Source organism: Roseibium limicola (assembly GCF_017313085.1).
Lineage (GTDB): Bacteria > Pseudomonadota > Alphaproteobacteria > Rhizobiales > Stappiaceae > Roseibium > Roseibium limicola.
Window position 1 is genome coordinate 13,031 of the sequence record NZ_JAFLNF010000011.1, and the last position, 16,156, is coordinate 29,186.

Annotated in this window: 14 protein-coding genes; 12 read left to right on the forward strand and 2 right to left on the reverse strand. The window is 59.8% G+C overall.

The features are described 5' to 3' along the window. Window positions 1–14: 14 nt before the first annotated feature. Entirely contained in the window at window positions 15–203 is a 189-nt protein-coding gene (locus tag J0X15_RS19155) for a PLD nuclease N-terminal domain-containing protein (RefSeq protein ID WP_206944418.1), read from the forward strand. 170 nt (window positions 204–373) lie between these two features. Beyond that, complete coding sequence (locus tag J0X15_RS19160; RefSeq protein ID WP_206944420.1) at window positions 374–1,489, forward strand: PRC-barrel domain-containing protein; 1,116 nt, start codon at window positions 374–376, stop codon at window positions 1,487–1,489. 113 nt (window positions 1,490–1,602) lie between these two features. Here the strand turns inward: J0X15_RS19160 and J0X15_RS19165 are convergent, their stop codons facing one another. Beyond that, window positions 1,603–2,637, reverse strand: coding sequence for a LysR substrate-binding domain-containing protein (locus J0X15_RS19165; protein WP_206944422.1), 1,035 nt, complete (start codon window positions 2,635–2,637; stop codon window positions 1,603–1,605). A gap of 229 nt (window positions 2,638–2,866) precedes the next feature. On the opposite strand from J0X15_RS19165, the gene chvE reads away from it, so the two are divergent. From chvE to J0X15_RS19210, 9 genes are all read left to right on the forward strand, one after another. After that, window positions 2,867–3,928: a multiple monosaccharide ABC transporter substrate-binding protein gene (gene chvE / locus J0X15_RS19170; protein ID WP_206944424.1), complete on the forward strand. Its 1,062-nt coding sequence runs from the start codon at window positions 2,867–2,869 to the stop codon at window positions 3,926–3,928. Window positions 3,929–4,162: 234 nt separating this feature from the next. Beyond that, window positions 4,163–5,683: a multiple monosaccharide ABC transporter ATP-binding protein gene (mmsA, locus tag J0X15_RS19175; protein WP_206944490.1), complete on the forward strand. Its 1,521-nt coding sequence runs from the start codon at window positions 4,163–4,165 to the stop codon at window positions 5,681–5,683. A gap of 11 nt (window positions 5,684–5,694) precedes the next feature. Continuing rightward, window positions 5,695–6,939, forward strand: coding sequence for a multiple monosaccharide ABC transporter permease (mmsB, locus tag J0X15_RS19180; protein WP_206944426.1), 1,245 nt, complete (start codon window positions 5,695–5,697; stop codon window positions 6,937–6,939). A gap of 26 nt (window positions 6,940–6,965) precedes the next feature. Then, the gene (gene araD1, locus J0X15_RS19185; protein ID WP_206944428.1) at window positions 6,966–7,970 is read left to right on the forward strand and encodes an AraD1 family protein; all 1,005 of its coding nucleotides are present in this window, start codon (window positions 6,966–6,968) and stop codon (window positions 7,968–7,970) included. 55 nt (window positions 7,971–8,025) lie between these two features. Then, a complete protein-coding gene (araD, locus tag J0X15_RS19190) occupies window positions 8,026–9,768 on the forward strand; it encodes an L-arabinonate dehydratase (protein ID WP_206944430.1) in 1,743 nt (580 codons plus the stop codon). Between the two features lie 34 nt (window positions 9,769–9,802). Further along, window positions 9,803–10,741 (forward strand): Gfo/Idh/MocA family protein, encoded by a 939-nt coding sequence (locus tag J0X15_RS19195; RefSeq protein WP_206944432.1) that lies wholly within the window; start codon window positions 9,803–9,805, stop codon window positions 10,739–10,741. Further along, window positions 10,728–11,672 (forward strand): 2-dehydro-3-deoxygalactonokinase, encoded by a 945-nt coding sequence (locus J0X15_RS19200; protein ID WP_209015475.1) that lies wholly within the window; start codon window positions 10,728–10,730, stop codon window positions 11,670–11,672. Before J0X15_RS19195 ends, J0X15_RS19200 begins: the two co-directional genes overlap by 14 nt. Further along, entirely contained in the window at window positions 11,657–12,262 is a 606-nt protein-coding gene (locus tag J0X15_RS19205) for a 2-dehydro-3-deoxy-6-phosphogalactonate aldolase (RefSeq protein WP_206944434.1), read from the forward strand. The genes J0X15_RS19200 and J0X15_RS19205 overlap by 16 nt, the downstream gene beginning before the upstream one ends. 30 nt (window positions 12,263–12,292) lie before the next feature. Continuing rightward, a complete protein-coding gene (locus J0X15_RS19210; protein ID WP_206944435.1) occupies window positions 12,293–13,150 on the forward strand; it encodes an SMP-30/gluconolactonase/LRE family protein in 858 nt (285 codons plus the stop codon). A 325-nt stretch (window positions 13,151–13,475) separates the two neighbouring features. Here the strand turns inward: J0X15_RS19210 and argE are convergent, their stop codons facing one another. Continuing rightward, window positions 13,476–14,765, reverse strand: a complete 1,290-nt coding sequence (argE, locus tag J0X15_RS19215; protein WP_331461956.1) for an acetylornithine deacetylase — start codon at window positions 14,763–14,765, stop codon at window positions 13,476–13,478. A gap of 191 nt (window positions 14,766–14,956) precedes the next feature. On the opposite strand from argE, the gene J0X15_RS19220 reads away from it, so the two are divergent. After that, a complete protein-coding gene (locus tag J0X15_RS19220; protein WP_206944436.1) occupies window positions 14,957–15,979 on the forward strand; it encodes a BMP family protein in 1,023 nt (340 codons plus the stop codon). Window positions 15,980–16,156: the final 177 nt, after the last annotated feature.

Consider the following 16,156-nt stretch of genomic DNA (forward strand, 5'->3'; position numbering starts at 1 on the left):
GAGGAGAATGCGACATGGAATATGGCCTGATTGGATTGCTCGTCTTGATCGCCGACATTTACGCGATCATCAAGACCCTCGGCAGCTCCGCCTCAACCGGCGCGAAACTTCTCTGGGTTCTCGGAATTCTGATCTTCCCGGTTGTCGGCTTTATCGTATGGCTGTTCGCTGGACCGAAAGGTTCGAACCCAAGACTTGCCTAAACATAAAATCCGGAACACCAAAAAAGCCGCGTCCAACGACGCGGCTTTTTTCTTTGTCTGTACGTGTTTTTAATTATTTTTAGAAAAAATCAGGAACTAAAATCTTGCGAATACATTTCCCCATCAGACACCGAGAAACAGTGTCACCCATTTAAAAAGGAGGAATTGTTATGCTTCGCAAGATCCTAACCACAACCGCACTGGTTACCGCTCTTACCGTTCCGGCCTTTGCCGCGGACAATGCAGCAACCACAAAGACGATGGACGAGACCACTCAGGCACCGGCCGCACAGGCAACAGGTTCTGCCCAGGAGAAAGATCCGTCCCTCTATATGTTTGAGGTCCACACGCTGGCAGAAGACGCCACCCAGGGCTACCTCGCATCCAACCTGATCGGTAAGTATGTCTATGCTTCCGAAGCCGAAGATGCCGATAGCCTTGGCGACATCAATGACATCGTCATTGGCCAGGACGGCACCATTCAGGCCGTGATCCTCGGCGCCGGTGGCTTCCTTGGTGTCGGTGAAAAAGACGTTGCCCTCGACTTCGACCGTCTTGCCATGCAGGAAACCGGTGACAGCGAGTTCCGTATCGTCTCTGACGTGACCAAGGCTGAACTGGAAGGCGCTGCCGAATACGAGCGTCCGGACTATGTTCCCGAGTGGATGAGCCTCGCAGCCATCAACGACGGCATCGACAACGTCACGACCAGCGCAAGCAAGGCCTATGACGACGCGACCAAGTCAACGGAAGAAGCTTATGACTCCGCTGCGGCGTCGATTGAGCAGACCGGCGACAACGTCGAGCAGAAAACTGATGAAATGGCTGCCGCGCCGGTCGTCGATGGCGACGTCCAGGCTGACGAAGTCCGCGAAGAAGCCATGGCTCCGGAAGCGACTGACGAGCTGAACCCGGCCAACGACCAGGCTTCTGCTGAAGCCAACTGGATGGAAGACAAGGTCGCCGTTGAATCCGGCACCCTGGAAGCTGATGAACTGATCGGCGCCTCCGTCTATGACGTGGCTTATAATTCTGTCGGTGAAGTTGGCGATGTCCTTCTGAACGCCGACGGTCAGATCGAAGCCGCAATCGTTGATGCAGGTGGTTTCCTGGGTCTCGGCGAAAAGGAAGTTGCAATCGACTTCTCTGAAGTCCGCATCTACCGCGAAAAGGACGGCGATGACCTCTATGTCAAAACCTCCATCACGGAAGAAGCGCTGGATAACGCTCCGGAATATGACGAAGACACCTATTCCGGTTCGGCCACTGGCGTAAAGGCTCAGTAAAACCGACGAAAATGATGCGGGACGAATTCAGCCCCGTCCCGCAGAAACAGAAACCCCGTCCGGGCTCCGGGCGGGGTTTTTGCGTGCGCTCACAGGACCCAAGCCGCAAGGCATCAAATCTGCGAGGGATCCGACCAGCTTTTGGAGATGGCGCGCACCATACCCAGAAAATTCTGCGCTACGGGCGGCAAGCGGCGATTGGCCAGCTTGATGATCGAATAGGGCGCAATCGAAATTTCCTGATCCACTTTCAGCGGCACCAGCGCGCCCCCCGGCCCCATCTTGGCAGCGCCCGCCAAATTCGGGTTGGCAGCGAAGAACTCCGCCACAGGCCGCGCCACCGCCGTAATCGCATTGCTTTGCGTCACGGCAATCATCATCAGCAACACCGAACTGGTGCTCAGCACCTTGGCCGGATAGGCAATCCCGGCATGGCGCAGATAGCTTTCAACTGCCAGACGCAGCATCGAGCCCTCCGGCTGCATCACCCAGTCATAGGCCACGCAATCCTCCATCGTCACATCCGACTGGCGGGTCAACGGATGTTGCGCCCGCGCCACCAGGGTGATCGGTTCTTCATCAAGGTACTTCGCATCATAGTGCCGTGGGCTTGCCGTATCCGGCAGTCGGCCGATGAAGAAGTCGATCCGCCCCGCGTCCAGCGCCAGCGTCAGCTGATCACTGGTGTTCACCTCCACGTGGACCTGCACACCCGGATGGGTCACACGGGTCTGGCGAATGGCCGGTAGCACATACTCCATCGCAGCCCCTGTCACCGCACCAATGCTGACACTGCCTGACAGACCGGTCTTCAGATTGGCAATCTCGCGCTCGGCCTCGTCCAGCTCTTGCAGGATCAGTGTGGCACGCTCCGCCAGGCTGTGACCATAAAGGGTCAGCGTCATGCCGCGCCCTGCCCGTTCCGCCAGTTTGACCCCGGTGATCTGCTCTGCCTCGGCCAGCAATCGCGAGGCCGCTGGCTGCGACGTCGCCAGCACCTCCGCCGCACGACTGAGGGCACCGGTCAGCTTCAGCGCCTGCAGCAGGCGCAGGTGTCCCAGACGCAGGCCTTTCTTGACGTAACGGTCACCGTGTTCGGTGCCACCGACCCAGCCACGACTGGCAAAACTTCGCCCATCACCCGTCATTTCCAGCTTTCCTTCGCAGAACTTTCGATAAGACATATCAATAATGATATATTTAGATCATGAATTAAAATTTGTTTGGTATGCAAATTTTTTCTAGCGTGCCGCCAGTCCTGAAGCTGTCCCCGCATCCTGAACACCGGATCGGTATCTCGGGAGGATCAAGAGACAGCCGAACGGATACGAGAGACCTGCCCCTCCGGGCAGGAGCTCCACCTGATGGGAGGAAATCATGAAGTTTCTGAAAGCGGCCGCTGCCGCTCTAGCTCTTTCTGTGTCTTTCGCTGGTGCTCCGGCACTCGCCGATGGCCTCGTAGGCATTTCCATGCCGACCAAGTCTTCTGCTCGTTGGATCTCCGACGGCAACTCCATGGTCAAGCAGTTCGAAGAAGCCGGTTACGAAACCGATCTGCAGTATGCTGAAGACGACATTCCGAACCAGCTGGCCCAGATCGAGAACATGATCACCAAGGGCGTGGACGTTCTGGTGATTGCTGCCATCGACGGCACAACGCTGTCCAACGCGCTGGAAAACGCTGCAGCTGCCGGCGTCAAGATCATCGCTTATGACCGTCTGATCCGCGACAGCGGCGACGTCGACTATTACGCCACGTTCGACAACTTCAAGGTTGGCGTTCAGCAGGCTTCATCCCTGGTTGATGGCCTGAAAGAGCGGTTCCCGGATGCATCCCCGTGGAACGTTGAACTCTTCGGCGGTTCCCCGGACGACAACAACGCCTACTTCTTCTACAACGGCGCCATGTCCGTCCTGCAGCCCCTGATCGACGAAGGCACGGTTGCTGTCGTGTCCGGCCAGACCGGCATGGACAAGGTCGGAACCCTGCGTTGGGACGGTGCGGTTGCACAGGCACGCATGGATAACCTGCTGTCTGCCAACTACACCGACAAGCAGGTCCACGGCGTTCTCTCTCCCTATGACGGACTGTCCATCGGCATCCTGTCATCCCTGAAGGGTGTCGGCTACGGCTCTGGCGACCAGAAAATGCCGATCGTCTCCGGACAGGACGCAGAAGTGCCTTCCGTCAAGTCGATCCTGGCTGGCGAGCAGTACTCCACTGTCTTCAAGGACACCCGTGAACTGGCCCGTGTAACCGTCGGAATGGTTGATGCCGTTCTCGAAGGTGGCGAGCCGGAAATCAATGACACCGAAACATACGACAACGGTGTCAAGATTGTTCCGTCCTACCTGCTGGAGCCTGTCTCTGTAGACCAGTCGAACTGGGAAGAAATCCTGATCGACAGCGGTTACTACACCATGGACCAGGTCAAGTAAGACTTCCTCCGAAGTCCGGCCGGGGGACAGGGGCTTCGTCCTCCTCCCCCAGCCATCAGTCTCACAAGACTGACTGGGGCGCAGGTCCTGTCCAAAGCAGTCCTGCGCCCTTTTTCAATAGGCCCAGCCAGGCACATCCTTGCAAACGGCACCATCCGCCTGACGGCCTGCTCGCTCCGTATGACCGGCTTTTCTGCCTGGTCCGGACCACGCACTGCGAAAAGCAAAGACAAGATCATGAACCCGATTTTGGAAATGCGCCGTATCACCAAGACCTTCCCCGGTGTGAAGGCTCTGGACAACGTCAATCTGACTGTCCAGGAAGGTGAGATTCACGCCATTTGCGGCGAAAACGGTGCGGGCAAATCAACCTTGATGAAAGTGCTGTCGGGCGTCTATCCGACCGGCACCTATGAAGGCGAGATCGTCTACCAGGGTAAAACCGCCGACTTCCGCAACATTCGCGACACTGAAGATCGCGGCATCATCATCATTCACCAGGAACTGGCCCTGGTGCCCCAGCTTTCGATTGCCGAAAACATCTTCCTGGGCAACGAGCGCGCATCGCGCGGCGTGATCGACTGGCGCAAGACCAACCGCAGCACCGAAGAGCTCCTGGCCAAGGTCGGCCTTATCGAACCGCCGACCACCAAGGTCGACAGTATCGGCGTCGGCAAGCAGCAGCTGGTGGAAATCGCCAAGGCACTGTCCAAGAACGTCAAGCTGCTTATCCTTGATGAGCCGACAGCCGCACTTCAGGAAAACGACAGCCGCAAGCTTCTCGACCTGATGCTGGAGCTGAAGGCCCAGGGCGTGACCTGCATCATCATCTCCCACAAGCTCAACGAAGTGCGCTACGTCGCCGACCGGGTCACCGTGATCCGTGACGGCATGACCGTGGCGAGCCTCGAAGCCGGCGATGCCCTGAGCGAAGACGAGATTGTCCGCCACATGGTTGGCCGCGACATGACCCACCGCTTCCCCGAGCACAAGCGCACGCCGGGCAACACCCTGTTTGAGGTCAAGGACTGGAACGTCTGGCATCCCGAGCATACCGAGCGCCAGGTGATCAAGAATGCCGCCATGACCGTGCGCGCTGGCGAAGTCGTCGGCATTGCCGGCGTCATGGGCGCCGGGCGTACAGAGTTGGCCATGTCGATCTTCGGCAAGTCCTACGGCCGCAACATTTCCGGCACGGCCACCCTGCGCGGCGAGCCGATCGACGTCAGTACGGTTGATCGGGCGATCTCGGCTGGCCTGGCGTATGTCACCGAAGATCGGAAGTCGCTCGGCCTCATCCTCGATGAGACCATCCGCTTCAACACCACCTTGTCCAACCTGGATGAAGTCTCCACCGGCGGCATATTGAACCACAACGAGGAAACCAAGGTCGCTGAGCGCTATCGCGAAGCACTGGCAATCCGTACACCCAGCGTCTTCCAGAAGGCGATGAACCTGTCCGGTGGCAACCAGCAGAAGGTGGTTCTGGCAAAATGGCTGTTCACCCAGCCGGATGTGTTGATCCTCGACGAACCGACCCGAGGCATCGACGTCGGCGCCAAGTACGAAATTTACACCATCATCAACGACCTCGCCACTCAGGGCAAAGGCGTGGTGATGATCTCGTCGGAGATGCCGGAACTGCTGGGAATGTGCGACCGGATCTACGTCATGAATGAAGGTGAGCTTGTCGGTGAGCTGAGTGCCGCCGAAGCGAACCAGGAGCGCATCATGTCGCTCATCGTCAACGAATGAGAGTGAAGACCATGGATTTGGCTAACAACGAAGCGGCCACGTCGACGGCCACGAAGACCAAGGGCATCGCGGAATATCTCAAGTCCCATCTGCGCGAGTATGGCCTCTTGTTCGCCCTGATTGCGGTGATGGCGTTCTTCCAGATCGTCACCGACGGCACTCTTTTGCGCGCCGTCAATGTCACCAACCTGCTGCTGCAGAACTCCTACATCATCATCATGGCGTTGGGCATGCTCATCGTCATCGTGTCGGGCAACATCGACCTCTCGGTCGGCTCGGTGATGGGCTTCATCGGCGCGTTGGCTGCGGTGATGATCGTCAATTACGATCAGTCGGTCATCCTGACGATTCTCGTCTGCCTGGTTGCCGGAGGCATCATCGGTGCCGCCCAGGGCTATTGGGTCGCCTACTGGCGAATTCCGAGCTTCATCGTAACCCTCGCCGGCATGCTGGTGTTCCGCGGTCTGTCCCTGTGGCTTCTTGAAGGACAGTCCGTCGGTCCGTTCCCGAAGGAATTCCAGATCCTCGCCACCGGCTATGTTCCCGACATCTTCCCGGCCGGCATCGGCGTCTTCTTCGCAGAGATGTTCGATGCGCGCCGTGTCAACACGCTCGCTCTGTTCACCGGCTTTGCGGCCGCTGGTCTGGTGGTCTGGCTGTCCCTGCGCCAGCGCTCCCAGAACAAGGCCTATGGCATTGAAGACGAGCCTGCGAGCTTCTTCTGGGGTCGCACCCTGATCATCGCCGCTGCCCTGATCTTCATCCTGTTCAAGCTGTCCCAGTTCCGTGGCATGCCGAATGTGCTGATCACCATGGGCGTGCTCACCGTGATCTATGCCTTCATCACCGAGACAACCACCATCGGCCGCCGCGTCTATGCGTTGGGGGGCAACCAGAAAGCCGCCAAGCTGTCGGGCATCAAGACGGAACGCCTGACCTTCCTGGCCTTCACCAATATGGGTGTTCTGGCTGCTGCTGCCGGTCTGGTCTTCGCCGCCCGCCTCAACACCGCAACGCCGAAAGCCGGTTTTGCGCTGGAACTTGACGTGATTGCTGCCGTCTTCATCGGCGGGGCCTCCATGTCCGGTGGCGTCGGCACCATCATCGGCGCGGTCGTCGGCGCCTTCCTGATGGGCGTTCTCAACAACGGCATGTCGATCATGGGGATCGGCATCGATTACCAACAGATGATCAAGGGCCTGGTGCTGCTCGCAGCCGTGATCTTCGACGTCTACAACAAGAACAAGTCCGCCTGATCGGCGCAGGCAAGAGGAAACCTCCAATGCTTATTTCCCAGATCACCCTGCCCAACGGCGAAACCGCAGTCGTCACTCGCGACGGCACGGAAGCCTACGTGGTCAAAGGGACCAGCACGGTCTACGACCTGGCCCTCGACTGTATCCGCTCCGGCAAGAGCATTTCCGAGCGCATCGGCGAGCTTGGCCTTGGCGAGGCGGTGGATCTGCCTGCTGCGGCCGACGAAGGCCGCCTGCTGCTGCCGATCATGCCGCCGGATCCGGCCCACCTGCACCTCACCGGCACCGGCCTGACCCACCTTGGCTCGGCCTCGACCCGCAACGCCATGCACGTCAAGCCAAAGAACGACGCACAGGACGAAGTGACCGACAGCATGAAGATGTTCCAGCTCGGCCTGGAAGGCGGTAAGGCCGTGGACGGCAAGGCCGGTGTTCAGCCGGAGTGGTTCTACAAGGGCAACGGTCATTGTGCCGTACCAGGTGGCGCGCCGCTGGTCTCGCCCGAGTTTGCCAAGGACGGCGGCGAAGAGCCGGAAATCGCCGGGATCTACGTGATCTCCGACGACGGCACCCCGTTCCGCATCGGTTTCGCCCTGGCCAACGAATTTTCCGACCACGTCACGGAAAAGGTCAACTACCTCTACCTCGCGCACTCCAAGCTGCGCCCGGCCTCTTTCGGTCCGGAGATTCTGGTCGGCGAACTGCCGCAGAACATCGAAGGGACGTCGAAGATCATCCGCAACGGCAAGACCTTCTGGGAGAAGCCTTTCGTCTCCGGTGAGGCCAACATGTCCTACTCGCTGGACAACCTGGAGCACCACCACTTCAAGTACGATGTCTTCCGCAAGCCGGGCGATGTGCACGTTCACATGTTCGGCACGGCAACGCTTTCCTTTGCCGACAAGATCAGCCCGCAGGATGGTGACGTCTTCGAGATTTCGGCGGCTCCATTTGGTCTGCCGCTCAAGAACCCGCTGACCTTCAAGCCGGGCGAGACACCGGAAAAACTGACCGTGGTCAAAAAGCTCTAATCAAAAATGACCGCGGTCAAATAATAACAAGAACCGCCAACCGGGATCGCCTCCTATGACCGACAGCAACCGCACATGGCCCCGTCGCCTCCGTTCCCAGGAATGGTTTGAGGGGACGGAAAAAGACCAGATCTATCATCGCTCCTGGATGCGCAATCAGGGGCTGCCCGCCGACCTGTTCGACGGCCGGCCGGTGATCGGCATCTGCAACACCTGGTCGGAGCTGACACCCTGCAACGCCCACCTCCGCGATCTGGCGGAACGGGTCAAGCATGGCATCTACGAAGCAGGTGGTCTGCCGCTGGAGTTTCCGGTGTTCTCGCCGGGCGAAAGCTCCCTGCGGCCGACTGCGATGATGTTCCGCAACCTCTGCGCCATGGGCGTCGAGGAGGCCCTGCGCGGCAATCCGCTCGACGGCGTCGTTCTGATGGTCGGCTGTGACAAGACGACCCCTGCCCTGCTGATGGGCGCGGCCAGCGTCGACATTCCGGCAGTGGTCGTCACCGGCGGCCCGATGCTCAACGGTAAATGGCGCAACCAGGACATCGGCTCGGGCACCGCCCTCTGGCAGTTCTCCGAAATGGTGAAATCCGGCGAGCTGCAGACCGACGACTTCCTGGAAGCCGAACAGGCGATGTCGCGGTCTCCCGGATCCTGCAACACCATGGGCACAGCGTCTTCAATGGCTTGCATGGCCGAAGCCCTTGGCATGGCGCTTTCGGGAAATGCCGCAATCCCGGCCGTCGACAGCCGCCGCCGGGTGATGGCGCATCTGACCGGCCGTCGCATCGTCGACATGGTCAAGGAAGATCTCAAGCCGTCTGATGTTCTGACCCGCAAGGCGTTTGAAAATGCCATTCGCGCCAACGCCGCCATCGGCGGCTCGACCAATGCGGTCGTGCATCTGCTGGCCATGGCCAACCGCGCCGGTGTCGATCTGACCCTGGCCGATTGGGACCAGCTCGGTCGCGACATTCCGACGATCGTCAACCTGATGCCTTCGGGCAAATACCTGATGGAAGAATTCTTCTACGCCGGCGGTTTGCCCGTCGTCCTGAAGAACCTGCTGGAGGCCGGCCATCTCCACGGCGATGCCCTGACCGTTTCCGGCAAGACCATGTCGGAAGAAGTCGCGCCCGCCCGCAACTGGAATGAAGAGGTTATTCTTCCAGCGGAGAAGGCCCTGACTTCTTCGGGTGGCATCGCGGTTCTGACCGGCAACCTCGCCCCCAAAGGCGCCGTTCTGAAGCCGTCTGCGGCCTCTGAGCACCTGATGCAACATCGTGGCCGCGCCGTCGTCTTTGAAGACATCGACGACTACAAGGCGCGCATCAATGATGAGGCACTCGACATCGACGAGAGCTGCATCATGGTGATGAAGAACTGCGGTCCGCGCGGCTATCCTGGCATGGCTGAAGTCGGAAACATGGGTTTGCCACCGAAGGTTTTACGCAAAGGTATCAAGGACATGATCCGCATTTCGGATGCACGCATGTCCGGCACCGCCTATGGCACAGTGATCCTGCACACGGCCCCGGAAGCAGCTGTCGGCGGTCCGCTGGCGGTGGTAAGGTCCGGTGACTTCATCGAAGTGGATGTGGCCAACCGCCGTCTGCATCTCGACATTCCCCAGGAAGAGCTGGACCAGCGTCTTGCCGACTGGGCACCGACCGTACAACGTCCGGCCAGCGGCTATGCCAGCCTCTATTACGACCATGTACTTGGAGCCGATCAAGGCGCCGACTTCGACTTCCTTCAGGGCGCACGCGGCAACGCCGTAGCCCGTGAAGCGCACTAAAGCGACCGGAAAAACCGAACCGACAGGGACCCGTATGACCGCCCAAAAGATCGCCATCGTCGGCCTTGGAAAGATCGCCAAGGACCAGCATCTGCCGTCCATCTCCCGGCATGATGGCTTTGACCTGGCCGCAATCGCCAGCCGCAGTGCGTCCGGTCTGGATGTACCGACCTACGAAGATCTGGAAACGCTGCTGAAAAGCGAAGCCGACATCACGGCCATCGCGCTTTGTGTGCCGCCGCAGGTACGCTACGACCTCGCGCGATTGGCGCTGGAGCACAAGAAGGACGTGCTTCTGGAAAAACCGCCGGGAGCGACACTGGCGGAAGTGCACGACCTGATCCGCCTCGCCGACGAGAACGGCTGTGTGCTCTACGCCACCTGGCATTCGCGCCATGCCATGGGCGTTGCCGGTGCCAAGGCCTGGCTGGCGGGGCGCACACCGACTTCAGGACGCATCACCTGGCGTGAAGACGTAAAGCATTGGCATCCTGGCCAGAAATGGATCTGGGAAGCCGGCGGTGTCGGCGTTTTCGATCCGGGCATCAACGCCTTGTCGATCCTCACCGAGATCATGCCGGTCGATCTGCACATCACCGCAGCCGAGCTGACCTTCCCGGAAAACTGCGACACGCCGATCGCCGCCGACATCGACTTCCAGGGCCCCAAGGGCTTTGCCATGAAGGCGGATTTCGACTGGCGTCAGACCGGCAAGCAGACCTGGGAAATCGAGGTGGAGACCACTGACGGGACAATCCTGTTGCGAGACGGTGGTGCGACAGTTTTGATCGATGGCAAGGAAGTTTCATCCGATGAAGCCCTTGCGTCGGAATACGACGGCATCTACGCCCATTTTGCAGACCTGTTGGCGAGCCGCACCAGCGACGTGGATCTTTCTCCGCTCGTACATGTGGCCGACGCCTTCATGCTGGGCAAGAGAGTGACCACCGAAGCCTTCTATGATGAGCAGTGATAACAGCGCAGAAATAAAGTGGATCGCAGTCGATTGGGGAACCAGTCGGCTGCGCGTTTTTGCAATGGATGGCCGTGACCATCCCATCGCAGAGAAATCCTCCGACCAGGGCATGGGCGGGTTGACCCCCGACGCCTTTGAGCCCGCCCTGAAGGCTCTGGTGACAGAGTGGATGGCAGATAGCCCCAAGCCGCTTCTGGCCTGCGGCATGGTCGGCGCCCGTCAGGGCTGGATCGAGGCGGCCTATGCGGCCACGCCTTGCCCGGCGCTGTCCGTCGACGGTCTGGTTCGTGCGCCTGCCGCCGACAAGACATTCGCCCTGCGCATCCTGCCCGGCCTGTGCCAAATGGATCCGGCAGACGTCATGCGCGGCGAGGAGACCCAGATTGCCGGATTTCTCTCTGCCAACAAGGGCTTCGAAGGACAACTCTGCCTGCCCGGCACCCACAGCAAATGGGCCCATCTGAAAGACAATCAGGTCACCGGATTCCGGACCTTCATGACCGGCGAGCTCTTCGCACTCCTGTCCGGCCAGAGCGTGTTGCGCCATTCGGTTGCAGCTCCAGCCACCACAGACGATGCCAGTTCGACCTTCCTGCAAGGGTTGGAGCGGGCAAGGCAGATGAACGGTAATCTGTCTGCCGAACTGTTTTCCATCCGCGCCAAAGGCCTTCTGCACGACTTCGGCTCTGGCGATGCCTTCGACTATCTGTCCGGCCTGCTGATCGGCGCGGAACTGGTTGAAGCGCTCGCCGCCGACACCCGCACCATCGCGCTTGTCGGCTCCGGTCCGCTTGGTCAGCGCTATCAGGCAGCCCTTGACGCCTTCGGCGTCACGACCACCATGATGAACACCAGCGACGCCACCCTGGCCGGCCTCACCGCCGCCTATCACACATTGAAGGAGGCCGGAGAATGGGCCGCAATCTGATCGCCATCCTGCGCGGGCTCGACCCGGCACAGGCCGTTGATGTCGCCGACATTCTGATCGACGCCGGCTTTCACATGATCGAAGTGCCGCTCAATTCGCCGGAGCCCTTCAAGAGCATCGAGCTGATCACGCAGAAATACGGCGACAACGCCATCATCGGCGCCGGCACGGTGCTGACGGCGGAGAACGTGCAGAAGGTCAAGGACGCCGGTGGCAAGCTGGTAGTCTCGCCGGACGCCAATCCGGAGGTCATCCGCGCCACCAAGGCAGCCGGCATGCTGTCCTACCCAGGCGTCATGACCCCGACCGAAAGCTTTGCAGCCCTGCATGCAGGTGCCGATGGTCTGAAGCTCTTTCCTTCATCTGTTCTGGGGCTTGGAGGCTACAAGGCGATCAAGTCCGTGCTTCCGGCAGGCACCGAGTGTTACGCAGTCGGCGGCATCGGCCCCGACAACATGAAAGAATGGCTAGATGCCGGCATCGCGGGTTTCGGCATCGGCTCGGATCTGTTCAAGCCGGGCTACAGCCTGGACGAAATCAAGACCCGTGCGGCCAACATCGTGGCCGCCTACGACAAGGCAGCCGCTTAAAATATCACGTTTCTGGGGAGGGACAGTACGATGGCAGACCTTTATGACGACCGCGCCTGTTTCCTCGGCGAAGGCCCCCTGTGGCACCCTGAGCGCAAGCAGCTTTTCTGGTTCGACATCATCGGCAAGAAGCTGCTGAGCCAGAAAGATGGCGCAGCGCTGGAGTGGGACATGGCCGAGCATGCTTCGGCTGCTGCCGTCGTCGATGCCGACCGTCTGCTGATCGCTTCGGAAACCTGCTTCTCGCTGTTCGATATCGCCACCGGCAAGCGCGAGCCCTACATGCCCCTGGAAGCCGACAATCCGGTGACCCGCTCCAATGATGGGCGCGTCGACCCTTTTGGCGGGTTCTGGATCGGCACCATGGGCAAGTCGGCAGAGCAATCCGCCGGAAGCTATTGGCGGCTGTACAAGGGCGAATTGCGCAAACTTTGGGGCGGCGTCAGCATTCCCAACGCCACCTGTTTTACGCCAGATGGGTCCCACGCTTTCCTCTCCGATACGGCCCTCGGTCTGATCTGGCGTCAGGCGCTCGATGGCGACGGTTGGCCGCTTGGTGAACGGGAAGTCTTTCTGGATCTGAAGAAAGAAGGCCTGAACCCCGATGGCGCGGTGATCGATACGGAAGGTCGCTTCTGGAACGCCCAGTGGGGCGCATCACGCCTTGCCGCCTATTCCATGGATGGCGCACTGCTGGAAACCATCGACATGCCAACAGCCCACATCACCTGCCCGGCTTTTGGCGGTGACAATCTGATGTCGCTTTTTGCAACCTCAGCCCAAGAAGGCCTCAGTGCGGATGAGCTAACGGCGCAGCCCCACGCCGGCAAAACCTTCGTCACCTCCCCCGGCATCAAAGGCCTCGCCGAAACCGCGATCAAGCTCTGAGTAGCGTGCCGCTGCGACAAACCTTCGGCTCTCAGTTGGTCCCGTGGCTCACCGATCCCGGATCTCCGCTTCGCTGCGTCCGGGATGACGAGGATGGGTTTTGGTCAAGTTCTCCGCGCTTCCGAAAAAGCTCAACCTCTCCCACGTCATCCCGGACAAGCGTTAGCGCTGATCCGGGACCGGTGAGCCGAGGCGTAGCGGCGAACCTATTCCCCATCACTGTGCTGTCCCGGCCCTGAGCCGGGACCTAGCTGCACTATAATGGAAGGTCCCGGCGCAAGGCCGGGTCAGCAGAGGGTGTTCATTCCTCACACCCAAAAAAGCCTTAGCCCCGGCACATGGCGATCAGTTTGTCGAGGAACGCCTCGCAGGCCTGCATTTCCGAGATGTCGATGTACTCGTCGGCCTTGTGCGCCTGGGCAATGGCGCCAGGTCCGCAGACAACCGTCGGCACGCCAGCGCGTTCCTTGAACAGACCGGCCTCGGTGCCATAGGCGACCTTGGCGTGGCCATTGCGTCCGGCCAAGTGCTTGGTCAGGCGAATAATCTCTTCCTCGCCCGTCATCGCAAGGCCTGGTGTGTCGGAAATCAACTCAAAGCGAATGCCGCATTCCGGATGCAGGGCCTGCATTTCCGGCTCCAGCACATCGCGGGCATAGGCTTCCACTTCGCCGCACATCGCGTCCATATCCAGCTCCGGCAGGGCGCGGATTTCATAATCGAAGAAGCAGGCTTCCGGCACGATGTTAAGCTGTTCGCCGCCAACGATCTTGCCCACATGCGCCGTGCTGACCGGCATGTCGTAAGCATCATCACGCATTTCACTTGCGTACCGCTTGCCGAGCTCCCGGATCTTGACGATCAGCAGCGCGGCATATTCAACCGCATTGACGAAGTCCGGAGCCAGCGACGAATGGCCGGTCTTGCCGGTGACATGCACCTTAATCGCTCGCTTGGCCTTGTGACCGATGATCACTTCCATGCTGGTCGGCTCACCGACGAAACAACCCAACGGCTTGTTGTCCCAGCCGGCCAGCTCCGCCACCATCGAGCGCACACCCAGGCAACCGATCTCTTCATCGTAGGATAAGGCCAGCACGAACGGCGTCTTCAGATTGGCGTCCAGCATGTCCGGCACTTTTGCCAGACAGCAGGCAACGAAGCCCTTCATGTCGCAGGAGCCACGGCCATACAGCCGACCGTCTGCCTCGCGCAGGGTAAACGGATCGCTTGACCAGGCCTGCCCGGTCACAGGCACCACATCCGTGTGTCCCGACAGCACATAGCCCGGCACACCGGCAGGCCCGACAACGGTCATCAGGTTCGCCTTGGTGCCCGTCTCGTCATAGATGCGCTGCGGCGCAAGACCCTGGCCCTGCAGAAAGCCTTCAACATAGTCGATAAGCGGCAGGTTGGACTTGCCCGTCGATGTATCGAAGGAGATCAGTTTTGCCAGGTGTTCCCGGGCAGTCGGGCGGATGGCAGTGGAGGGTGTCAGCATGGCAGGGTCGGGAACTTTGCGCGAATGAGGAAGGATGGAAAAGCCACGTGGGTGTAGCGCTCCGTGTTGGTGATCACAATGGGCCAGGCCGACAGCAAGCACAATTGGCTGCATGAAGGCACATCGCAAAAACAACCTGAACGAGAACAGTCACCAGATCGAAACACTGGAAATTGAGCGGCGTCAGGTTGAGCAGTTTTTTTGACCAATTGTCCAAAAAACATTCAATCTGCAACACCGCCTATATTGTAGGCGACAGTGGTTTGTGATCAAGTTCCCCCATTGAGTCTCTTGAGGGGGTTTTCATGAAGATTTCCAACTATGCACGTGGCGCCCTGCGTCACTCCCGACGCGCGATCCTCGCCGTCGGTCTTGGCCTGATCGCCACCGCCAGCCTTGGCCTGTCCGGCGCAGATGCCAAGGACAAGCCGCTGAAAGTCGCTGCCATCTACACCGTTCCTGTAGAACAGCAGTGGGTCAGCCGGATCCACAAGGCCCTGACGACCGCGCAAGAGCGCGGCGACGTGACCTACACATACTCCGAGAATGTCGCCAACACCGACTATGAGCGCGTCATGCGCGAATATGCCGAACAGGGCATGGACATGGTCGTCGGCGAAGCTTTCGCCGTGGAACGCGCCGCCCGCAAGGTCGCCGCGGAATATCCCGAAACAGCCTTCCTGATGGGCTCGTCCTTCGGTCCGTCCAAGCCGAACTTCTCGGTGTTCGACAACTTCATCCACGAGCCGTCCTACCTGACCGGCATGATCGCCGGCTCCACCACCAAGTCGAATATCATCGGCATGGTCGGCGGCTACGCGATCCCTGAGGTCAACCGTCTGATGAATGCCTTCATGGAAGGCGCGCTCGCGGTCAACCCGGAGGTCAAGTTCCTCGTGACCTTTATCAACTCCTGGTACGATCCGCCCAAGGCCAAGGAATCCGCTTTTGCGATGATCGACAAGGGCGCCGATCTGCTCTACGCGGAACGCTTCGGTGTGTCGGATGCGGCGAAGGAAAAGGGTATCCTGGCGATCGGCAACGTCATCGACACGGCTGCCGACTATCCGGGCACCATCCTGGCCTCTGCCCTGTGGCACATGGAGCCGACCATCGACAAGGCCATCGAAGCGGTTGCCAGCGACAGCTTTGAGCCGGCAGACTATGGAACCTATTCCTTCATGACCTATGGCGGTGGATCCTTCGTTGCCGACGAAGCACTGGCTTCGGCCGACGCTGTGACCGCAGCCAAGGAAAAGGAACAGGAAATCCTCGACGGTCTGTTCCGCGTCAACGTCAACGACACCGAGCCGAAGTCGACGATGTAAGCTACGGCTTTATCAAGGGTTGCGACAATTTAAGTGGGGGCAGAGCACTCAGCCTGCTCCCATTTTCCAATCTCCTGGACTATGCGTGGCACACGTTTCATTGCAAGGCTCACCCCTGGCAATCCGTGCCGTGGCGCTGCTTCAATGAATGTCCATCCGCGGGTGCCAGACAACCGC